Source organism: Amycolatopsis sp. CFH S0740, assembly GCF_004522315.1.
Taxonomy (GTDB): domain Bacteria; phylum Actinomycetota; class Actinomycetes; order Mycobacteriales; family Pseudonocardiaceae; genus Amycolatopsis; species Amycolatopsis nivea.
Genome location: NZ_SDLS01000030.1, coordinates 1 through 22,721, shown reverse-complemented (window position 1 = coordinate 22,721; position 22,721 = coordinate 1). Strand labels below are relative to the sequence as shown.

Genomic DNA, 22,721 nt, shown 5'->3' with positions numbered 1-22,721 from the left:
ACCCCCGAAAAGCCTGTCCGGACAACGTAAACCGATGCCCAAGGAGAAGCCCTGTGCGGCCCTGGCCCGGAAAGCCCTACCCGCTCGGCGCGACCTACGACGGCGTGGGGACGAACTTCGCGCTGTTCTCCGAGGTCGCCGAGCACGTCGATCTCTGCCTGTTCGACGACGAGGGCAACGAAACCCGCGCGCGGCTGGAGGAGGTCGACGGGTTCGTCCACCACGGCTACCTGCTCGGCGTCGGCCCCGGGCAGCGCTACGGATTCCGGGTGCACGGGCCGTACGACCCGAGCCGCGGCCTGCGCTGCAACCCGGGCAAGCTGCTGATCGACCCGTACGCCAAGGCGCTGTCCCGCGGCGTCGACTGGTCCGAGGCGCTGTTCAGCTACCGCTTCGACGACCCGGAACAGCTCAACGAGGACGATTCGGCCGGGCACGTGCCGTACTCGCTCGTGGTGAGCCCGTTCTTCGACTGGGCCAACGACCGCGCGCCGCGGGTGCCCTACCACGAGACGGTCATCTACGAGACGCACGTGCGCGGCATGACGATGACGCACCCATTCGTCCCCGAGCGGCTGCGCGGCACGTACGCCGGGCTGGCGCACCCGGCGGTGGTCGAGCACCTGCAGAAACTCGGCGTGACCACGGTCGAGCTGATGCCGGTGCACCAGTTCGTCACCGACCACGGCCTCGACGAGAAGGGCCTGCGCAACTACTGGGGCTACAACACGATCGGGTACTTCGCGCCGCATGACGCCTACGCCGCGATGCAGGGCCAGGGCGGGCAGGTGCAGGAGTTCAAGGGCATGGTCCGCGCCCTGCACGAGGCGGGGATCGAGGTCATCCTCGACGTGGTCTACAACCACACCGCCGAGGGCAACCACCTCGGCCCGACGCTGTCCATGCGCGGCATCGACAACGAGGCGTACTACCGCCTGGTCGAGGACGATCCGCAGTACTACATGGACTACACCGGCACCGGGAACTCGCTCAACGTGCGCAGCCCGCACACGCTGCAGCTGATCATGGATTCGCTGCGGTACTGGGTGACCGAGATGCACGTGGACGGCTTCCGGTTCGACCTCGCCTCCGCGCTGGCCCGCGAGTTCTACGACGTCGACCGGCTGTCGACGTTCTTCGACCTCGTGCAGCAGGACCCCATCGTGAGCCAGGTGAAGCTGATCGCCGAACCGTGGGACGTCGGGCCCGGCGGCTACCAGGTCGGCAACTTCCCGCCGCTGTGGACGGAATGGAACGGGCAGTACCGCGACACCGTGCGCGACTTCTGGCGCGGCGAACCGTCCACCCTCGGCGAGTTCGCTTCGCGGATCACCGGTTCGTCGGACCTGTACCAGGACGACGGCCGCCGCCCGTTCGCGTCGATCAACTTCGTCACCGCGCACGACGGCTTCACGCTCACCGATCTGGTGTCCTACAACGAAAAGCACAACGAGGCCAACGGCGAGGACAACCGCGACGGCGCGGACGACAACCGGTCGTGGAACTGCGGCGTCGAGGGCCCGACCGACGACGAGGAGGTGCTCGCGCTGCGCGCCCGGCAGCGGCGGAACCTGCTCGCCACGCTGCTGCTGTCCCAAGGCGTGCCGATGCTGCTGCACGGCGACGAACTGGGCCGGACCCAGCAGGGCAACAACAACGCCTACTGCCAGGACACCGAACTGTCCTGGATGGACTGGGAGCTCGCCACGGAGAACGCCGACCTGGTCGAGTTCACCGGCGCGCTCGCCGCGTTCCGCAAGGCGCATCCGGTGTTCCGCCGCCGCCGGTTCTTCCAGGGCAAGCCGGTGCGCAAGGGCGAGGAACTGGGCGACATCGCCTGGTTCACCCCGGCCGGCGAGGAGATGACCGAGCAGAACTGGGACGACGCGTTCGGCAAGTCCGTGGTGATCTTCCTGAACGGGGAAGGGATCCCGGATCTCGACCCGCGCGGGATGCCGGTGGAGGACGATTCGTTCCTGCTCGCGTTCAACGCGCACTGGGAGGACATCGCGATGACGCTGCCGGGCAACGGCTACGGTCGCGAATGGACAGTCGTGGTGGACACCCGGACCGGGGCGGTCGGGGACTGCGGCGTCGAACCGGTCGAAGGCGGCGGCAAGTTCACGCTCGCCGCGCGTTCGCTCGTGGTTCTCCAGCGCACGGCGAAGGAGAGCGAATGAGCACGCCGTCCTCGACGTACCGGGTGCAGCTGCGGCCGGAGTTCGGCTTCGCCGACGCCGCCGCGATCGTGGAGTACCTGCGCGAGCTGGGCGTCGGGGCGTTGTACGGCTCGCCGATGCTCGACGCGACACCCGGGTCGACGCACGGTTACGACGTCACCGATCCGACGCGCGCCCGGGGAGAACTGGGCGGCGAAGAAGCGCGAAAGGCGTTGGCAGCGCGGCTGAAAGACGCCGGGCTCGGGTTCGTCGTGGACATCGTGCCGAACCACATGTCGGTCGAGGTCGCGAAGGCGAACCAGTGGTGGTGGGACGTTCTCCGGAACGGCCGGGAATCGCCGTACGCGTCGTTCTTCGACATCGACTGGAGCCGCGGCAGGCTGCTGCTGCCGGTGCTCGGCGAGGACAGTGCGGTTGCCGAGCTGACCGTCGAGGGCAGTGCCGACAATGCCGAACTCGTCTACTACGACCACCGCTTCCCGATCGCGCCCGGCACCGGCGACGGCACGCCGGCCGAGGTGCACGCGCGCCAGCATTACGAGCTGGTCGGCTGGCGGCGCGGCAACCGGGAGCTGAACTACCGGCGGTTCTTCGACATCACGAACCTGGCCGCGGTCGCCGTCGAGCGGCCGGAGGTGTTCGCCGAAACGCACGGCGAGGTGCTGCGCTGGGTGTCCGACGGCGACGTCACCGGCCTGCGCGTGGACCATCCGGACGGTCTCGCCGACCCCGGCGGCTACTTCCGGCGGCTCCGCGAGGGCGCGCGCGGGGCGTGGCTGGTCGCGGAGAAGATCCTGCACCCGGGCGAGGCGCTGCCGCAGAGCTGGCCGGTCGACGGGACCACCGGATACGACGCGTTGCGCGAGATCGCCGGCGTGTTCGTGGACCCGGCCGCCGCGTCGGTGTTCACCCGGCTCGCCGCCGAACAGGGCGTGCGCACCGACTACCACGCGGTCGAGGAGAACGCGCGGAGGTTGGTGACCGACGGCATCCTGGTCGCCGAGGTGCACCGGATCGCGGCGCTGCTGCAAGGCGTGGACGCCGGTGCGGCCCGCGCCGCCGTCGCCGAGGTGATGATCGCGTTCCCGGTCTACCGTTCGTACCTTCCCGAGGGGTCCGGCCACTGGGCGACTGCCGTGGCGCGGGCCCGCAAGCGGCGGCCGGAACTGGCCCCGGCGCTCGACGCGCTCGACAGCCAGGTGCGCGGCGCGCCTGACGGCGAGCTCGCGACGCGGATCCAGCAGACGTCCGGCATGGTCGTCGCGAAGGGCACCGAGGACACGACCTTCTACCGCTTCACCCGGTTCGCCGCGCTGAACGAGGTCGGCGGCAACCCGGACCGGTTCGGGCTGAGCACCGGGGAATTCCACACGCTGGCCGCGGGCCGGGCGGCCGCGGCCCCGGCCACGATGACCACGCTGACCACGCACGACACGAAGCGGTCCGAGGACACCCGCGCCCGGATGGCGGCGCTCTCGGAGGTCGCGGACGAGTTCGCTGTCGCGGTCCGCCGCTGGACAGCCGCGCGCGGGATCGCCGAGCCCGCGCTGAATCTCCTGGCCTGGCAGACGCTCGTCGGCGCGTGGCCGATCTCGCCGGAGCGGCTGCGCGACTACCTCGACAAGGCCGCGAAGGAAGCGAAACTCCGCACTTCCTGGACGGAGCACGACGAGGGCTTCGAACGCGCCGTCGCCGAGTGGCCGTCCGCGGTGCTGGACGACGCCGCTTTGGCGGCCGACATCGAGTCGTTCGTGAAACGGGTGCGCGGCGCGGGCTGGACGAACTCGCTGGGGCAGAAGCTGCTGCAACTGGCCGGACCCGGCGTGCCGGACGTTTACCAGGGCACCGAGCTGTGGGACTACTCGCTGGTCGACCCGGACAACCGCCGCGAGGTCGACTACGCCGCCCGGCGCTCCCTTCTCGACCGCATCCAGGGCGGCGAACAGCCGGAGATCGACGAGACCGGCGCGGCGAAACTGCTGGTGGTGCACCGCGCGCTGACCCTGCGCCGAGACCGGCCGGAGCTCTTCACCGGATACCGGCCGCTGCAGGCCGAAGGCGTTGCCGCGGAACACCTTCTGGCCTTCGAACGCGGTGCCGGCCTGACCGTCGCGGTCACGCGGCTGCCGCTAGGTCTGGACCGGGCGGGCGGCTGGCGCGACACCGTGCTGCCGCTGCGCGCCGGGGAATGGACCGACGTGCTGACCGGTCGCGGAGTCGGCGATGCCCCGCAGGCGTCCGCCTTGTTCGAGCAGTACCCGGTCGCGCTTCTGGTGCGGGAGGACTCCTGATGTTCCGCGTATGGGCCCCGTCGGCCGAGCGCGTCCGCGTCCGCGTTGACGGAACCGACCACGAGATGACCGCCGCCGGGGACGGGTGGTGGCAGGCCGACGTCACCGGCACCGATTACGCCTTCCTGCTGGGCGACGACGACCGCCCGCTGCCGGACCCGCGCTCGCTGCGCCAGCCGAACGGCGTGCACGAAGCGTCGCGGGTCTACGACCACTCGGCGTTCGAGTGGACCGACCAGTCGTGGACCGGGCGGCAGTTGCCTGGCGGCGTGGTTTACGAACTGCACGTCGGCACCTTCACCGAAGCGGGCACGTTCGACGCGGTCATCGACCGGCTCGGGCACCTGGTCGACCTCGGCGTCACGCACGTCGAGCTGCTGCCGGTGAACTCCTTCGACGGCACCGCGGGCTGGGGCTACGACGGCGTCCTGTGGGGCGCGGCGCACGAACCGTACGGCGGTCCCGACGGGCTGAAACGCCTGGTCGACGCGTGTCACGCACGCGGGCTCGCGGTCCTGCTCGACGTCGTTTACAACCACCTCGGCCCGTCCGGCGCGTACCTCGACCGGTTCGGCCCGTACTTCGCCGGCCGCACCGACTGGGGCGCCGGGCTGAACCTCGACGGCCCGGGTTCCGACGAAGTCCGCCGCTACGTCATCGACAACGCGCTGGGCTGGCTGCGCGACTTCCACTTCGACGGCCTCCGCCTGGACGCCGTGCACGCGCTGGTCGACAACCGCGCCGTGCACCTGCTGGAGGAACTGTCCGCCGAGGTCGACGCGCTGTCGGCGGCCCTGAACCGCCCGCTGACGCTGATCGCCGAGTCCGACCAGAACGACCCCAAGCTCGTCACGACGCGCGACGCCGGCGGCTACGGCCTGCACGCGCAGTGGTCCGACGACCTGCACCACGCGCTGCATGTCCGGCTCACCGGCGAAACCACCGGCTACTACACCGATTTCGCCGAGCCCGGCGCGCTGGCCAAGACCCTGCGGGAGGCGTTCTTCCACGCCGGGACCTGGTCGTCGTTCCGCTCGCGCGTCCACGGCCGCCCGCTGGACCGGCGCGTCGCCCCCGGCCACCGGTTCCTGGCCTACTTGCAGGACCACGACCAGATCGGCAACCGCGCGACGGGCGACCGGCTGTCCGCGACAGTCTCGCCCGGCCTGCTCGCCTGCGGCGCGGCGGTGGTGTTCTGCTCGCCGTTCACGCCGATGCTGTTCATGGGGGAGGAGTGGGCCGCGGAGACGCCGTGGCAGTTCTTCGCGTCGTTCCCGGACCCGGAACTGGCCGAGGCCGTCCGCACCGGCCGCCGCCGCGAGTTCGCCCGGCACGGCTGGGGCGAAACGGACGTGCCGGATCCGATGGACCCGGCCACCGTCGCCCGCTCGCGGCTCGACTGGACCGAACCGGGCAAACCGGGCCACCGGGAAATCCTCGGCCTGTACCGGACGCTGATCCGCCTCCGCCGCACGCATCCGGAGCTGACCGATCCGCGGCTGGACCGCGTCGTGGTGGAGACCCCGCCGGACGATGCGTGGCTGATCCTGCACCGGGGCACGCTGCGGCTGGCGTGCAACTTCGGGGCGAAGCCGGTCGAGGTTCCGGTGGCGGGAGAGGTGCTGGCTTCGTGGGGCAACCCCGAGGTCGGCGACGCGACGATGTTGCCCGCGGAGTCGTTCGTGCTGCTCGTTACTCGCTGATCTCCGGGGGCCGGGGATCGCGGCACCGGCCCGCGAGACGCGCCGGGCACGGCGGAGGTACGTGAGGGGAACCCTCACGTACTCAGATTCCCTCAGGGTTCCCCTCACGTACCTTCATCGGGGCGCCCGGGCGGAGCGTAGCGGCGGAGCATCGCCGCCTCGACGATCCGCGCCACCCGGTAAGTCCGGAACTCCCCGGAATGCCGGGCGACCAAATACCAGTGCCCGGCCTTGAGCACCACACCGTGCGGCTCCACGGTCCGGGCGACTTCGCGGGGCGCGGCCCAGCGCTGATACCGGATCCGGACTCGCCGCTGCTGCCACGCCGCGTCCGAGACCGTCGGCAGCTGCGGCGTGGCTTCCGTGTCGTGGTACCAGGACGCCGCGTCCAGATGGAACCGCTCGCGGACCCGGTCGGCGTGGGAGCGCAGTTCGGCCGGGAGCGCGGCCAGCAGTTTGCGCTCCGTGTTCTCCGCGACCGGCCCCAGGCCGAGCCCGGAGGCCGCGGCGGGGAGTCCGGTGAGGAAGAGCGCCTCGGCTTCTTGCCTGGTCAGACCGGTCAGCTGGGTGCGGTAGCCGTCGACCAGCCGGTATCCGCCGTCGTGGCCGGGCTCGCCGTACACCGGGATTCCGGCGGCGCTCAACGCCTCGATGTCGCGGTAGACCGTGCGCGGCGAGACCTCCAGCCGGGCGGCCAGTTCGGCGGCGGTCCTCGGCTGGCGGGCCTGCAACAGCAAGAGGAGAGAGACGAGCCGGCTCGCGCGCATGCGGCCAGCATGCCCTGGTCCACTGACAGAACCTGTCAGGGATCCCGGGGGCACGCCCGGCTCAAACCCCTACTGCCGCCGTCGTCGGCCCAGGTCATCACCCCTGCTCCGGGCAAGTTCAGCCAAGCGCCGGAGCCCGTCGCCGCCGAGGGTTTGAAAGGATCGGCGCATGGCACAGCGACCCGCATCCGACAACCAGGTCCTCGCCGGACGTCCGTTCCCGCTCGGCGCCCACCCGGAGGCGGGCGGCGTCCGGTTCGCGGTGACGTCCGCCGTCGCCGACGCGGTCGAGGTGTGCCTCATCGGCGACGACGGTTCCGAGCGGCGGATCGAACTGACCGAACGCACGTTCGGCGTCTGGCACGGGCTCGTCCCGGGCGTCACCGTCGGTCAGCACTACGGCTACCGCGTGCACGGCCCGTACGACCCGGCGCACGGCTACCGCTGCAACCCGGCCAAGCTCCTCGTCGACCCGTACGCGCGCCGGATCGACGGCAAGCTCGCCAGCCTGCACGCCGCGCAGGGCTTCACCGGCGACCCCGAGCGCGGTCCGATGTCCACTGTGGACTCGCTGGGGGCGGTGCCGCTGTCGGTCGTCGCCTCGCCGGGCGGGCAGGACACCGGGGTCAAGCCCGAGGTGCCGTTCGAGGAATCGGTGATCTGCGAACTGCACGTGAAGGGGTTCACCCAGCAGCATCCCTTCATCCCGGAAGCGCTGCGCGGCACGTACCTCGGCCTCGCGCACCCGGTCGCGATCGAGCACCTGACCCGGCTCGGCGTGACGACCGTCGAACTCCTGCCGGTGCACGCGTTCGCCGACGAGCCCGCGCTGATCCGCTCGGGGCGGCACAACTACTGGGGCTACTCGCCGCTGGGCTACTTCGCGCCGCACGCGGGCTACGCGAGCGAACCGGGCCGCGAGATCGAGGAATTCCGCACGATGGTGGCGGCCCTGCACGCGGCAGGCATCGAGGTGCTGCTCGACGTCGTCTTCAACCACACCTGCGAGGGCGGCCCGGACGGCCCGACGCTCTCGCTGCGCGGCCTCGACGCCCCGGCGTACTACCTGCACACCCGCCGCGGGCACATGGCCGACCTCACCGGCTGCGGCAACACCCTCGACGCCGGTTCGCCGACGGTCGTCCGGCTGGTCACCGATTCGCTGCGGTACTGGACGCAGGAGATGGGCGTCGACGGGTTCCGCTTCGACCTGGCGAGCACGCTCGGCCGCCCGCGCGGCGAGATGTTCGACCGCGAGTCGACGATGCTGACCGCGATCACCACCGACCCGGTGCTGTCGCGCTGCAAGCTGATCGCCGAACCGTGGGACGCGACCGGCGAGGGCTACCGCGTCGGCGACTTCGGCGCGCAGTGGGCCGAATGGAACGGCCGCTACCGCGACACCGTCCGCGACTTCTGGCGCGGCGCGACCGGCGTGCGGGACCTCGCGTACCGGCTGTCCGGCTCGTCCGATCTGTACGACCACAACCTGCGCCGCCCGTGGCAGTCGATCAACTTCGTCACCGCGCACGACGGCTTCACGCTGCGGGACCTGGTGTCCTACAACGAAAAGCACAACGAGGCCAACGGCGAGGACAACCGCGACGGCACGAACGACAACCGCTCGTGGAACCACGGCGCGGAGGGCGAGACCGACGACGCGGCGATCGTCGCGCTGCGCACCCGCCAGGCGCGCAACCTGTTCGCGACGCTGCTGCTGTCCACCGGGACCCCGATGTTCACCGCGGGCGACGAGATGTGGCGGACCCAGCACGGCAACAACAACGCCTACTGCCTCGACGACGAAACGTCGTGGGTCGACTGGACCCCGACCGAGGCGTCGGAGCCGATGCTCGACTTCGCCCGCCGCGTGGTCCGGCTGCGCGCGCACAGCCCGGCCTTGCGGCAGCCGGAGTTCTTCGAGGGCCGCACCACGGTCACCGGCAAGCCCGACCTCGTCTGGTTCCGCCCGGACGGCGAGGAATTCGACGAGATCGACTGGTTCGACGAGGACCGCCGCACGCTCTGCATGTGGATCGACGGGTCGAACAGCCAGGCGCGCAACCGCGAGGGCGCGCTCGTCACCGACCACTCGTGGCTGCTGGTGCTGCACGCGGGCGCGGAACCGGCGGAGATCGTGCTGCCCGGCCCGGAGTACGGCGAGACTTTCAAGCCCACTTTGGACACCAGCACCGCCGACGGCACCCCGGCCAACCCCGGCGTGCTGGAGCCCAAGGCGCGGATCACGGTCGAGGCGCGGTCGCTGCTGTTGCTGCGCGCGCCGCGGGACACGGTGGAGATCCCGCAGCTGTAAGGAGCCCGAGTCCGAGAAGTGCGGGCGCTTCGCGTGATCGCCGCGGGCGTCATGGGGCATCCTGACTGCAGTCAGCCGCCGCCGAGAAACCGTCACCCGGACATCCGCACCGATACTCACCGGTAATCACCGGAACGCGCCGCCGATTGTTAACGCAATTCGGCGAGCGTGTTGCGGGCGGGGGACGGGAATGCGTCCGGGAGTTCCGCCGAATGGGGGCGTTTCGCCCGACCGGGTGGCGGGAAAATCAGAAAAAGGCCCCGCTGTCAACGGCTTTGGAGGAATCAGGCACACTGACCGTGCTCGCGGAAGCACCCTCCGACCACCCTCCCACCCACCGTGAAAAAGGGGCATCGCCATGACCGGCAGGCTCGGGATCGACGACGTCGCACCCATTGTCAGCTGCGGCCGGTATCCGGCCAAAGCCGTTGCGGGCGAACATTTCCCCGTCACCGCCACGGTCTGGCGGGAGGGCCACGACGCGGTCGCCGCGACGGTCGCCTGGCGCGGTCCGGGCGACCGCGCGGCGCGCCAGACGCGGATGACCGAACAGGGCCGCGGGCTCGACCGGTTCGGCGCGGTGATCGTGCCCGACGCCGAGGGCATGTGGACCTACCGGGTGGACGCGTGGAGCGATCCGTGGGCCACCTGGGAGCACGCGGTCGAGGTGAAGATCGCCGCCGGGCAGGGGCCGGGGGAGCTGGCGAACGACCTGGAAAGCGGGGCGCTGCTGCTCGACCGCGTGTCCCGCCGCCCGGAGCGCCGGGCCGAGCGCCCGCTGCTCGCCGGGGCCGCGGCCGCGCTGCGCGACGACGAACGCGATCTCGCCGAGCGCGTCGGGCCCGCGCTCTCGCCCGAGGTCCGCCAGCTCATGCACGACTTCCCGGTGCGCGAGCTGATCACCAAGGGCCGCGTGCTGAAGCTGTGGGTCGACCGCAAACGCGCCGCTTTCGGTTCCTGGTACGAATTCTTCCCCCGCTCCACCGGCGGGGTCGACGCGCTGGGCCGCGCCGTGCACGGCACCTTCGCCACCGCCGAGCGCGAGCTGGACCGCGTCGCGGGCATGGGTTTCGACGTCGTCTACCTGCCGCCGGTGCACCCCATCGGCCGGGTGAACCGCAAGGGCCCCAACAACACTCTCGACGCGACGCCGGACGACGTCGGCTCGCCGTGGGCGATCGGCGCGGACGAGGGCGGGCACGACGCGATCCACCCGGAGCTCGGCACGATCGAGGATTTCGACTCGTTCGTGGCGCGCGCGGAGGAGCTCGGCCTCGAGGTCGCGCTCGACCTCGCCCTGCAGGCCGCGCCGGACCACCCGTGGGTCGTCAAGTACCCGGAGTTCTTCACCACCCGCCCGGACGGCACCATCGCGTACGCGGAGAACCCGCCGAAGAAATACCAGGACATCTACCCGGTCAACTTCGACAACGACCCGCGCGGCATCTACGACGAGGTGCTGCGCGTCGTGCTGCACTGGGTGTCGCACGGGGTGCGGATCTTCCGGGTCGACAACCCGCACACCAAGCCGCCGGACTTCTGGGCGTGGCTGATCCAGTCGGTGAAGGACGCGCATCCGGACGTGCTGTTCCTCGCCGAGGCGTTCACCCGCCCGGCCCGGCTGTGGGGACTCGCGAAACTCGGTTTCACCCAGAGCTACACGTATTTCACCTGGCGCACCACGAAAGAAGAGCTCACCGAGTTCGGCACGGACCTCGTCGAGCACTGGGACCACGGCCGGCCGAACCTGTTCGTCAACACCCCGGACATCCTGCACGAATCGCTGCAGCACGGCGGTCCGGGCATGTTCGCGCTGCGCGCCGCGCTCGCCGCGACGATGTCGCCGACCTGGGGCGTGTACTCCGGCTACGAGCTGTTCGAATCCGAGGCGGTGCGGCCGGGCAGCGAGGAGTACCTCGACTCCGAGAAGTACCAGCTGCGCCCGCGCGATTTCGCCCGCGCGCTCGCCGAGGGCCGTTCGCTGGAACCGTGGCTGACCCGGCTCAACGCCGTCCGCCGCGCGCATCCGGCGCTGCAGGGCATGCGGTCGCTGCGCTTCCACCACATCGACAACGACGCGCTGCTCGCTTACTCCAAACAGGACCCGGCGACCGGCGACACGGTCGTCGCGATCGTGAACCTCGACCCGCACAACGCGCGAGAGGGCACGCTCTGGCTCGACCTGCCCGCGCTCGGCTTCGACTGGACCGAGCGGCTCATCGCGCACGACGAGGTCACCGGCGAGACGTGGGACTGGGGCCAGGCGAACTTCGTCCGGCTCGAACCGTGGCGGGCGGTGGCGCACATCGTCGCGCTGCGCCGCAGGCTCGCGGCCTGACGCCGCGGCCGCTCCGACCCCCGTGGTTATCCCGGCGCCGAACGGGATAACCACTGCTCAGCACACGCGACTCACGACAAGGTGGAACGGATGGACGAGGAGAGCCGGCCCGGCGCCGCGGCGGGACTGGCGGACGTGCCGCACACGGGGGAGGCGGTGACCGCCGACGGCCTGCTGGTCGAACCGCAGGCGGACGACTTCGCGCACGCGCACGCGGCGCCGAAGGACCCCGAATGGTTCAAGAGCGCGGTGTTCTACGAGGTGCTGGTGCGCGCCTTCGCCGATTCGAACGGCGACGGCACCGGCGACCTGCGCGGCCTGGCGGGCCGGCTGGACTACCTCGCCTGGCTCGGGGTGGACTGCCTGTGGCTGCCGCCGTTCTACGCCTCGCCGCTGCGCGACGGCGGCTACGACATCAGCGATTTCCGGGCCGTGCTGCCGGAATTCGGCAGCGTCGAGGACTTCGTGTACCTGCTCGACGAGGCGCACCGGCGCGGCATCCGGGTGATCACCGACCTGGTGCTCAACCACACCTCGGACGCGCATCCGTGGTTCCAGCAGTCGCGCTCGGACCCGGACGGCCCCTACGGCGACTACTACGTGTGGAGCGACGACGATTCCCGCTACGCCGACGCGCGGATCATCTTCGTCGACACCGAGACGTCGAACTGGACCTACGACCCGGTGCGCGGCCAGTTCTACTGGCACCGGTTCTTCACCCACCAGCCGGACCTGAACTACGAGAACCCGGCCGTGCAGGACGCGATGATCGACGTGCTGCGGTTCTGGCTCGACATCGGCATCGACGGCTTCCGCCTCGACGCCGTGCCGTACCTGTTCGAACAGGAAGGCACCAACTGCGAGAACCTGCCGCGCACGCACGATTTCCTCAAGCGCTGCCGGAAAGTCGTCGACGACGAGTACCCCGGCCGGATCCTGCTGGCCGAGGCGAACCAGTGGCCCAGCGACGTGGTCGAGTACTTCGGCGACGCGGAGTCCGGCGGCGACGAATGCCACATGGCGTTCCACTTCCCGCTCATGCCGCGGATCTTCATGGCGGTGCGCCGGGAGTCGCGGTTCCCGATCTCGGAGATCCTGCTGCAGACGCCGCAGATCCCGTCCGGCACGCAGTGGGGCATCTTCCTGCGCAACCACGACGAGCTGACGCTCGAGATGGTCAGCGACGAAGAGCGCGACTACATGTACTCCGAATACGCCAAAGACCCGCGGATGAAGGCCAACATCGGCATCCGCCGCAGGCTCGCCCCGCTGCTGGACAACGACCGCAACCAGCAGGAGCTGTTCACCGCGCTGCTGCTGTCGCTGCCCGGCTCGCCGGTGCTCTACTACGGCGACGAGATCGGGATGGGCGACAACATCTGGCTCGGCGACCGCGACGCCGTCCGCACCCCGATGCAGTGGACCCCGGACCGCAACGCCGGGTTCTCCACCTGCGACCCCGGCCGGATCTACCTGCCGGTGATCATGGACCCGGTGTACGGGCACCAGGCGCTGAACGTCGAGGCGCAGGCCGACAACGCGGCGTCGCTGCTGAACTGGACGCGCCGGATGATCGAGGTCCGCAAACAGCACCACGCGTTCGGCCAGGGCGATTTCACCGACCTCGGCGGCTCGAACCCCAGCGTGCTCGCCTACCAGCGCCGGTGGCTGCGCCCGGACGGCCGCGAGGACGTCGTGGTGTGCGTCAACAACCTGTCCCGTTTCCCGCAGCCGGTGGAACTGGACCTGTCCGCGCACCAGGGCGCGACGCCGGTCGAGCTGACCGGCGGGGTGCGCTTCCCGGACATCGGCGAGCTGCCGTACCTGCTCACGCTGCCCGGCCACGGGTTCTACTGGTTCCAGCTGCTCGAGCCGGAAGAATGAGGTGAGTCCGCTGTCGCCCCACGGTTCCCCGCCTGACCTGTCCGCACTGTCCGAACCGCCCGAGCTGTCCGGGGCGCTGGCCGCCCTGCTGCCGGACTGGCTGCCCGCGCAGCGCTGGTTCGCGGGCAAGGACCGGCCGGTCGACGAGGTCCGCCCGGCGAGCCTCACCGTGCTGGCGGGCCCGGATCCGCTGCTGGTGCACGCGGTCGTCGACGTGGTGCAGGGCGACCGGACCGAGCCGTACCAGCTGCTGGTCGGCCGCCGGTCCGGGGTTCCCGAGGTGGCGTCGGCGGCGCTGCTCGGCGAGCGGTTCTACGAGGCGAGCGGCGACGCGGACCTCACCGCGGGGCTGCTGGACCGGATGGCGGCTGGCGGGTCCGCCGGGACGCTGCGGTTCGCCGCGGAACCGGACGCGACGCTCGAACCCGGGCTGCGCTCGCGGCCGATCACCGCGGAGCAGAGCAACACTTCGCTCGTCTACGGCGGGCAGTACATCCTCAAGCTGTTCCGCAAGCTCAGCCCGGGACTGAACAAGGACCTGCTGCTGCACCGCGCGCTGCAAAGCGCGGGCTGCAAGCACGTGGCGCGCGTGGTCGGCTCGATCTCCGGCGAACTGCACGGCGAACCCGCGACGATGGGGATGCTGCAGGAGTTCCTGCCGGACGCGGTCGACGGCTGGGCGATGGCGACCACGAGCGTCCGGGACCTGCTGGCCGATCCGGACCAGCCCGCGGCCGAGGCGGGCGGCGACTTCGCCGGGGAGTCCGAGCGGCTCGGCGCCGCGGTGGCCGAGGTGCACGCGGACCTCGCGACCGCGCTGGGCACCGAGCCCGCGGACGGCGACGAGCTGGACCGCACGGTGCGCGCGATGACCGAACGGCTCGACCAGGTGTCCGAGGCGGTCCCGGAGCTGGCGGTGCACGCGCCCGCGCTGCGCGAGGTGTTCGAGGCCGTGCGCGCGCACGAGGCGCCGATCTCGCTGCAGTACATCCACGGCGATCTGCACTTGGGCCAGGTGCTGCGTACCGTCAACGGATGGCTGTTGCTGGACTTCGAAGGCGAACCGGCCGCCCCGGTCGCGGAACGGCACGCGCTGCGCTCGCCGCTGCGCGACGTCGCGGGCATGCTCCGGTCCTTCGACTACGCGGCGCACCAGCGGCTCGTCGGGCAGCCCGAGAACGCGGACGTGACCCGGCACGCGATGGAATGGGCCCGCCGCAACCGCGCCGCGTTCTGCGCCGGGTACGCGCGCGCCGGCGGCCCGGTCGGCGACCCGCTGGAGCATGTGGACCTGCTTCGCGCCTTTGAACTGGACAAAGCGGTGTACGAGGTCGCCTACGAGCACGCGAACCGGCCGGACTGGCTGAGCGTGCCGCTGGCGGCGATCGCCCGCAGCACCGACGGAAGCGAGTGACCCCCGTGAACGCTGTCCCCGCGGATCTGCCCTCGGCGGCCCCGTCTCCGCTCGACATCGACCGGCTGCTGGCGGGCGAGCACCACGACCCGCATTCGGTGCTCGGCGTGCACACCGCCGGCGGCGACATCGTCGTGCGCGCGCTGCGCCCGGGCGCGACGTCGGTGTCGGTCGTCGCGGGCGAGCGCCGCGTTCCGCTGGACCGCGTGGCGGACGCGCTGTTCGCCGCGACGCTGCCGGAGCACCCGGGCGACTACCGGATCGAAGTCGGCTACGACAACCACACTGTCGTCACCGACGACCCGTACCGCTGGCTGCCGACGGTGGGGGAGCTGGACCAGCACCTCATCGGCGAAGGACGGCACGAACGGCTGTGGGACGTGCTCGGCGCGCACGTGCGCCGGTACGACACCCCGAACGGCGTCGTCGAAGGCGTGTCCTTCGCGGTGTGGGCGCCGACCGCGCGCGGCGTGCGGGTGATCGGCGACTTCAACGGGTGGGAGGGCCGCGGCCACCCGATGCGCTCGCTCGGGTCCTCGGGCGTGTGGGAGCTGTTCGTGCCCGGCGTCCCGGTCGGCAGCTGCTACAAGTTCCGCATCCTCGGCGCGGACGGGCACTGGCACGAGAAAGCCGACCCGATGGCGTTCGCCACCGAGGTGCCGCCCGCGACCGCGTCGAAGGTGACCGAATCGGAGTACACCTGGGGCGACGGCGACTGGGTCGCCCGGCGCGAGGCGACCGACTGGGCGGACGCGCCGATGAGCGTGTACGAGGTGCACCTCGGCTCGTGGCGGCCCGGGCTCGGCTACCGCGAACTGGCCGACCAATTGGCCGACTACGTCGAGGAAACCGGCTTCACCCACGTCGAATTCCTGCCGGTGGCCGAGCATCCGTTCGGCGGCTCGTGGGGCTACCAGGTCACCTCCTACTACGCGCCGACGTCGCGCTTCGGTTCGCCGGACGATTTCCGCTACCTCGTCGACCACCTGCACCAGCGCGGCATCGGCGTGCTCGTGGACTGGGTGCCCGCGCACTTCCCGCGCGACATCTGGGCGCTGGCGCGGTTCGACGGCAGCCCGCTGTACGAGCACGAGGACCCGCGCCGCGGCGAGCAGCCGGACTGGGGCACGCTCGTGTTCAACTTCGGCCGCAACGAGGTGCGCAACTTCCTCGTCGCGAACGCGCTGTTCTGGCTGGAGGAGTTCCACCTCGACGGCCTGCGCGTCGACGCGGTCGCCTCGATGCTGTACCTCGACTACTCGCGCAAGGACGGCGAGTGGCTGCCGAACGAGTACGGCGGCCGGGAAAACCTCGACGCGGTCCGGTTTCTGCAGGAGCTGAACGCGACTGTCTACAAGCGACACCCGGGCGTCGTGATGGTCGCCGAGGAATCCACCGCCTGGCCCGGCGTCACCCGTCCGACCCATCTCGGCGGCCTGGGATTCGGCTTCAAGTGGAACATGGGGTGGATGCACGACACGCTCCGCTACCTGTCGCACGAGCCGATCCACCGGGCGTACCACCACAACGAGATGACCTTCTCGCTCGTGTACGCCTGGAGCGAGAACTTCGTGCTGCCGCTGTCGCACGACGAAGTGGTGCACGGCAAGGGTTCGCTGTGGGAACGGATGCCGGGCGACGACTGGAACAAGGCCGCCGGGCTGCGCTCGCTGCTGGCGTTCATGTGGGCGCATCCGGGCAAGCAGCTGCTGTTCATGGGCGGCGAATTCGGCCAGCCGCGCGAATGGTCGGAGTCGCGGTCGCTGGACTGGCACCTGCTGGACACCCCGCTGCACCGCGGCGTGCGCGACCTGATCCGGCAGCTGAACGCGATCTACCGGGACACCGCCGCGCTGTTCAGTGGCGACGTCCGGCCCGAGGGCTTCCGCTGGATCGACGCGAACGACTCGGCCGGGAACGTGCTGAGCTTCCTGCGCCTCGGCGCGGACGGCTCGCGGCTGGCCTGCATCGCGAACTTCGCCGGAGTGCCGCACCACGACTACCGGGTGGGCCTCCCGTCGGCGGGCCGGTGGACCGAGGTGCTGAACACGGACGCGGAGTCGTTCGGCGGATCCGGGGTCGGGAACCTGGGCGCGGTGGAGGCGACCGAGGAGCCGTGGCACGGACAGCCCGCGTCGGCGGTGCTGCAACTGCCGCCGAGCGGGGTGTTGTGGCTGCTGGAGGAGCGTCCGTCCGTGGAGGAGTGATCCTTTCGGGCCCGCTGCCGCTTGGTCGTGCGGGCCCTGCGTCAGCGTGCGTGAGGGTGGCCCTCCCGCACGGCGGCGGGTCGTGAGGGGAACCCTCAGGGAATCAGATTCCCTCAGGGTGGCCCTCACGGACCGCTGACCCCAGATCCTGCCCGGCCACACCGCCGAACTGGGCGAATACGCCTCGAAACGCACCTGCCGCACCTCTTGAGTTCCTGGCATTGGGAATCAGCGTCCGTGAAGGTCGCTCTCACGCACCTCGCCGAGACCGGCCCGGCGCCAGGCCGGTTTCGGTCCGGACCGGTGCCGGTTGCCCGTCCATCCCTCCCGGATTGCCCGGAATTCCTCCCGTGAGCGCCTTTCGCCGCTCCCGGTCGGAAAATGACCCACGCGACGTCTTGCCGGTGAAGGCGCTGGTGGGCATACTTTGTTGCCATCCACAACAAACCCGGGGTGGCGCCGCCAGGCCGCCCCTCGAGTGATTGAGGGATGACAATGACGTCCACGCCCACCTCCTCCCGCTGGCGGCGGCTCGCGATCCCCGCGGCGCTCGCCCTCGCCGGCGCGGTCGCGCTGACGCCCGCGGGGCACGCCGCCCCCGCCGCCGCCCCGGCCGCCGGGTTCTCCGACGATTTCGACGGCCCCGCGGGTTCGCCCGCCGACGGCAGCAAGTGGACCTACGAAACCGGCGACAACAACGGCAACAACCACGAACGGCAGTGGTACACCGCGGGCGCGGCGAACGGCGCGCTCGACGGCCAGGGCCACCTCGTGATCACCGCGAAGAAAGAGGACTCCGGCAACACCTGCTGGTACGGCGCGTGCCAGTACACCTCGGCGCGGCTGAACACGTCCGGCAAGTTCAGCCAGGCGTACGGGCACATGGAAGTGCGGATGAAACTGCCGCGCGGGCAAGGGATGTGGCCGGCGTTCTGGATGCTCGGCGGCGGGCAATGGCCGGACGACGGCGAGATCGACGTCATGGAGAACATCGGCAAGGAGCCGAACACCGTGCACGGCACGATCCACGGCCCCGGTTACTCGGGTGCGGGCGGCATCGGCGCGGCGTTCACCGGCCCGAACTTCTCCGACGACTTCCACACCTACGCGGTCGACTGGTCGCCGAACAAGATCGTCTGGCTGGTCGACGGGCAGGCCTACCAGACCCGCACCCCGGCGGACCTCAACGGCAAGAAATGGGTGTACGACCACCCGTTCTTCCTGATCCTCAACCTCGCGGTGGGCGGCGACTGGCCGGGCGACCCGGACGGCAGCACGCAGTTCCCGCAACAGCTGGTGGTCGACTACGTGCACGTGAGCTGACCACCCTCGCCGCCGGATCACGGCGGCGCGGAGAAGGCGCGGTCTCCGCGGGCCCCGTCCGGCTCTTTCCCGAGCCGGACGGGGCTTTTCCGTGCCCGGTCCCGGGTACACAGCTTCCGCACGGATCACGGCAAGGAAAATCTCAGGTAGCGGGTGTTTGCTGAGCTGGCGGAGGGTGACGAGACGCGGGAGCGGACGATGAACGAGCAGGAGCGCGGCGGGCACGACCAGGGACAGCCCGGCTACGGCGGGCAGGCGCATCCTTATTCGCCGGGGCAGCCGTACCAGCAGGGCTGGGCACAGCAGCAGGCTTGGGGCACTCCGCCGCCCGGCGCGTACGGTCCCCAGCCGGGCGGCCAGTACGCCGGTCAGCCTTATCCGACGCAGCAGCTGCCGCAGCATCGTGCGCAGCACCCGTTGCGGACAGCGGCCGTCACGGTCGGCGCGATCGTGGTGGCGGTCGCCGTCGGGCTCGGGGTCGGGCACTTCGTGTGGACGCCGTCCGCGCCGCCCGGCGTGTCCGGGAACCAGAACTTCGGCTCGATCGGCAACCAGACCAACCCGTCGAACACGGCGATCGATCCGCAGGCGATCGCGAAGAAGGTCAGCGCGGGCATCGTCAACATCAACACCGAGCTGGGCTACCAGGGCGCGGCCGCGGCGGGCACCGGCATCGTGCTCACCTCCGACGGCGAGGTGCTCACGAACAACCACGTCGTCGAGGGGGCGACGAGCATCAAGGTCACCGACATCGGCAACGGCCAGACGTACACCGCCTCCGTGCTCGGCTACGACCGCAGCCACGACGTCGCGGTGCTCAAGCTGGCCGGCGCGTCCGGGCTGGCGACGGAGACGCTCGGCGATTCGTCGTCGGTGAAGGTCGGCGACGCGGTCGTCGGACTCGGCAACGCGGGCGGCGCCGGGGGAGCGCCGATCCCGGCCGGCGGGCGGGTGACCGCGCTGAACCAGTCGATCACCGCGTCCGACGAATCGAACAGCTCGTCCGAGAAGCTGCAGGGCCTGATCCAGGTCGACGCCAACATCCAGTCCGGCGATTCCGGCGGCCCGCTCGTGAACGCGCAGGGCCAGGTCGTCGGCGTGGACACCGCGGCGTCGGCCGGGTACCAGTTCAACGGCGGCGGACGGCGCGGCCACGGCGGGCTCGGCAACGGCTTCCCCGGCGACAACTCCCAGGGCTCCCAGGGCGACTCGCAGGGTTCCCCGGGCGACTCGCAGGGCGACGGCTCCCAGGGTTCGAGCGGGAACGAGGGCTACGCGATCCCGATCAACCAGGCGATCTCCATCGCGCACCAGATCGTCGGCGGCACCGGCTCCGACACCGTCCACATCGGAAAGAGCGCGTTCCTCGGCGTGACCGTCAGCGATGCCGGACAGCAGCAACAGCAGGGCGGAACCGGTTCGGGTGCGGTGATCCAGCAGGTCGTCCCCGACGGCGCGGCCGCGAAGGCCGGCTTGGCCGCCGGTGACGTGATCACCGCGGTGGACGGCAAAGCAGTCGACTCGCCCACCGCGCTGACCACCCTGATGGACCAGCACCACCCCGGCGACAAGCTGACGGTGACCGTCGTCGACCAGACCGGTCAGCAGCAGGATGTCACCGTCGTGCCCGCCGAGGGCCCCGTGGGCTGACTCGCCGGCGGTCCGGACGGCTGGATCGTTCAGTCGTCCGGATACCGCGTGTCGAGCGAAACCTCCTCCCACGCCGCGAGATCGGCGAGCTGCTGCTCGAGCTTCGCCCGGATCCGGGTCACCGCCTCGGGCCCGAGCGGCAGCCGCAGCGGCGCGTCCGGGGTGTCGACCAGTTTGAGAATGGCCTCGGCGGCCTTCGCCGGATCGTTCGGCTGTGCACCGTCCTGCGCGGAAAACCGTTGGCGCATCACGCCTGCCGGGGTGTCGCGGTAGTCGTCGATGGGCTCGGAGAACGTCATCGACCGCCCGGCGAAGTCCGTCCGGAACGGCCCCGGTTCCACCAGGCTCACCCGGATCCCGAGCGGCGCGACCTCCCCGGCGAGCGCCTCGGACATCCCTTCCAGCGCGAACTTCGACGTCGCGTACAGCGCGTGCCCCGGGTTCCCGACGACTCCGCCGACCGACGACAACTGCACGATGTGCCCGCTGCGCTGCGCCCGCAGATGCGGCAGCACCGCGCGCGTGACGTTGAGGACGCCGAACACGTTGGTCTCGAGCACCTGCCGCGCCTGCGCGTCGGTCAGTTCCTCGAGTGCCCCGACCAGCCCGTGCCCGGCGTTGTTGACCAGCACGTCGATCCGCCCGTACTCGGCGATCGCCGCGCTCACCGCCGCTTCCACCGACGCCGGACCAGTGACGTCCAGCCGGGCGGTGAACGTCTTCAGGTCTTCGAGCACACTCGTGTCGCGAGCCGTGGCCACGACCTTTTCCCCGCGCGCCAGCACGGTTTCCGCGAGCACACGGCCGAATCCGCTGCTCGCTCCCGTGATGAACCAGACGCGTCCGGACATTGCGGACCTCCCCAGGACCAGTTACTTTGATACTCAAATCAAACTACCTTGAGTATCGAGGGAGTGTCCAGTTGGACTCAGTGGGGGCGGGCCTGCCCGAGTGGCTGGCCGTGATGCCCGACGGCGTGGACGAGCAGGTCGAAGCAGCCCGCCAGCGGATCGGACGGCTGTCGCGGCAGTTCGAGCAGGTGCTGCGCGGGGTCGCGGAGGAATACGGCTTCAGCGTGGGGGATTGGCAGGCATTGTCGGCGTTGCACCGCTCCGGCCGCGCGGCCGTCCTCACGCCCAAGGAACTGGCCGACCGCCTGGGCGTCACCTCCGGAACCGTCACGGTCCGCGTCGACCGCCTGGAACGGGCAGGCTTGGTAGAACGCGTCGCCGCGTCCTCGGACGGCCGGAGCCGCCCCGTCCGCCTGACCCGCAAAGGCCGCGCCCGCTGGGCCGCCGCCACCCGGAAACGCACCGAACGGGAACAGTCTCTGTTCAACGCGGTCCTGAACGAGGCTGACCTGTCTGACCTCAACGCTCTCCTCTCCCGCTTGCTGACCCGCTTCGAAACCGAGTTCGGCCCGTCCTCCCAGCACGATGCCCTCCGCCCCGAGTGACAGTTTTTTGTCGGTGGGCGGCGCTAGCGTGAGCGGTACCTGACTGGAGGGAAGATCCGATGACCACTCTCGACAACCGGCCGAACACCGCACTGCTAGTCGTCGACGTCCAGAACGGCGTCGTCGAGGACTCGCACGAGCGAGACAACGTCGTGGCGAACGTGGCCGCGCTGGTGGACAAGGCCCGGGAGGCCGAGGTTCCCGTCGTGTGGGTTCAGCACAACGGCGAAGGCCTGGCGAAGGGGAGCCCGGAATGGGGCCTGGTCCCGGAACTGACGCCGTCGCCGTCTGAGCCTCTGGTGGAGAAGACGTACGGGGATTCCTTCGAAGACACCACCCTGGAGTCGGTCCTCGCCGAGTTGCGAGTCGGACACCTGGTGGTCAGCGGAGCCCAAACGGACGCCTGCATCCGCTCCACCCTGCACGGCGCCTTCGTCCGCGGCTACGACGCGACCTTGGTGAGCGACGCCCACACCACGGGCGACCGCACGAAGTGGGGCGCGCCGCCGCCCGCGCAGGTCATCGCGCACACGAACCTGTACTGGACCCATCAGACCGCCCCCGGTCGGACTGCGGGCACTGTCGCTACGAAGGAGGTCGCCTTTAAGCCAGGCGCGTGAGACCGGCGGGGATCCCGGAAGGGTGCTGCGGGGGCGGAGGCTTTCGCGTCCGGCACGTGGGACCGGCGGGCTGCGGGATGGAACTGTCGCCGGAGCCGGAGCCGGAGCCGGAGCCGGAGCCGGAGCAGCCCTGGCCGCGAGTGGTCGCGGCTCGGAGCGTGAGACCGTCTCCGGGAGCCGGAAGCAGAGGGGCTCGAGCATCCTCCAGGGCGGGTCAGCCGATCTGCGCGGGGGAGCGCGAGCCGAACCCACAAGCCGGGGAGCCGGGACCAGCAGATCGTCCGTGCCCCGGCGGCGCGCGACGTCTCGCACGCGGAGCGTGCGCTGGCCGCTTGCGTTTCGTGGGGTGGGCTCGGCTGGCGGGCTGCGGTTGGTCGGTTGCGTTCGCGGGGCGGACTCGGTCGGCGGGCTGCGGGTGGCCGGGCGCATTCGCAGGGCGCGCCTGGCTCGGTGTCGGGCGGCGGGCCGGGACTGGGCGAGCGGGTCTCGAGTTGAGCCTGGCTGGAGGGCCAGAGCAGGTCGGAGCGGAAGCCAGGGCCGTGTCATGGCAACCGTGTAAGCCGCGGATGGACCA

At 70.7% G+C, this 22,721-nt stretch carries 13 protein-coding genes and 1 pseudogene; 12 read left to right on the top strand and 2 right to left on the bottom strand.

The genetic code is table 11. From position 1 onward, the window contains the following. The first annotated feature begins 53 nt into the window (after positions 1-53). The 3 genes from glgX (EIZ45_RS36175) to treZ are packed head-to-tail and all read left to right on the top strand — an operon-like array spanning position 54 to position 6,174. Complete coding sequence (gene glgX, locus EIZ45_RS36175; RefSeq protein WP_037815545.1) at positions 54-2,180, top strand: glycogen debranching protein GlgX; 2,127 nt, start codon at positions 54-56, stop codon at positions 2,178-2,180. Next, positions 2,177-4,471 carry a malto-oligosyltrehalose synthase gene (gene treY, locus EIZ45_RS36170; RefSeq protein ID WP_134668105.1) on the top strand — a complete coding sequence of 765 codons (2,295 nt, stop codon included), beginning with the start codon at positions 2,177-2,179 and terminating at the stop codon, positions 4,469-4,471. Before glgX (EIZ45_RS36175) ends, treY begins: the two co-directional genes overlap by 4 nt. Continuing rightward, positions 4,468-6,174, top strand: a complete 1,707-nt coding sequence (treZ, locus tag EIZ45_RS36165) for a malto-oligosyltrehalose trehalohydrolase (RefSeq protein WP_134668148.1) — start codon at positions 4,468-4,470, stop codon at positions 6,172-6,174. The genes treY and treZ overlap by 4 nt, the downstream gene beginning before the upstream one ends. Positions 6,175-6,278: 104 nt before the next feature. On the opposite strand, the gene EIZ45_RS36160 is transcribed toward treZ, so the two are convergent. Continuing rightward, entirely contained in the window at positions 6,279-6,941 is a 663-nt protein-coding gene (locus tag EIZ45_RS36160) for a helix-turn-helix transcriptional regulator (RefSeq protein WP_370318234.1), read from the bottom strand. Positions 6,942-7,110: 169 nt separating this feature from the next. Between EIZ45_RS36160 and glgX (EIZ45_RS36155) the strand changes: the two genes are divergently transcribed. The 7 genes and pseudogenes from glgX (EIZ45_RS36155) to EIZ45_RS36125 all read left to right on the top strand — a co-directional run bounded on the left by glgX (EIZ45_RS36155) (position 7,111) and on the right by EIZ45_RS36125 (position 20,071). Beyond that, positions 7,111-9,255, top strand: coding sequence for a glycogen debranching protein GlgX (gene glgX / locus EIZ45_RS36155; protein ID WP_134668104.1), 2,145 nt, complete (start codon positions 7,111-7,113; stop codon positions 9,253-9,255). 358 nt (positions 9,256-9,613) lie between these two features. Further along, on the top strand, positions 9,614-11,593 hold the full coding sequence (locus tag EIZ45_RS36150) for an alpha-1,4-glucan--maltose-1-phosphate maltosyltransferase (RefSeq protein ID WP_134668103.1): 1,980 nt from the start codon (positions 9,614-9,616) through the stop codon (positions 11,591-11,593). 90 nt (positions 11,594-11,683) lie between these two features. Then, positions 11,684-13,477, top strand: coding sequence for a maltose alpha-D-glucosyltransferase (gene treS, locus EIZ45_RS36145; protein ID WP_037815557.1), 1,794 nt, complete (start codon positions 11,684-11,686; stop codon positions 13,475-13,477). Position 13,478: 1 nt separating this feature from the next. After that, on the top strand, positions 13,479-14,891 hold the full coding sequence (locus tag EIZ45_RS36140; RefSeq protein ID WP_370318232.1) for an aminoglycoside phosphotransferase: 1,413 nt from the start codon (positions 13,479-13,481) through the stop codon (positions 14,889-14,891). 5 nt (positions 14,892-14,896) lie between these two features. Then, entirely contained in the window at positions 14,897-17,098 is a 2,202-nt protein-coding gene (gene glgB / locus EIZ45_RS36135) for a 1,4-alpha-glucan branching protein GlgB (protein WP_134668102.1), read from the top strand. Between the two features lie 495 nt (positions 17,099-17,593). Continuing rightward, positions 17,594-18,418, top strand: a pseudogene (locus tag EIZ45_RS36130) (family 16 glycosylhydrolase); the annotation flags it as partial. 201 nt (positions 18,419-18,619) lie between these two features. Next, the gene (locus EIZ45_RS36125) at positions 18,620-20,071 is read left to right on the top strand and encodes a S1C family serine protease (protein ID WP_134668101.1); all 1,452 of its coding nucleotides are present in this window, start codon (positions 18,620-18,622) and stop codon (positions 20,069-20,071) included. A 29-nt stretch (positions 20,072-20,100) separates the two neighbouring features. Here EIZ45_RS36125 and EIZ45_RS36120 read toward each other — a convergent pair whose 3' ends face one another. Beyond that, positions 20,101-20,922: an oxidoreductase gene (locus EIZ45_RS36120; protein WP_134668100.1), complete on the bottom strand. Its 822-nt coding sequence runs from the start codon at positions 20,920-20,922 to the stop codon at positions 20,101-20,103. Positions 20,923-21,002: 80 nt separating this feature from the next. On the opposite strand from EIZ45_RS36120, the gene EIZ45_RS36115 reads away from it, so the two are divergent. Both EIZ45_RS36115 and EIZ45_RS36110 read left to right on the top strand, forming a co-directional pair. Further along, positions 21,003-21,527: a MarR family winged helix-turn-helix transcriptional regulator gene (locus EIZ45_RS36115; RefSeq protein ID WP_043830037.1), complete on the top strand. Its 525-nt coding sequence runs from the start codon at positions 21,003-21,005 to the stop codon at positions 21,525-21,527. Positions 21,528-21,586: 59 nt separating this feature from the next. Next, the gene (locus EIZ45_RS36110; protein ID WP_043830035.1) at positions 21,587-22,147 is read left to right on the top strand and encodes a cysteine hydrolase family protein; all 561 of its coding nucleotides are present in this window, start codon (positions 21,587-21,589) and stop codon (positions 22,145-22,147) included. The last annotated feature ends 574 nt before the right edge of the window (positions 22,148-22,721 follow it).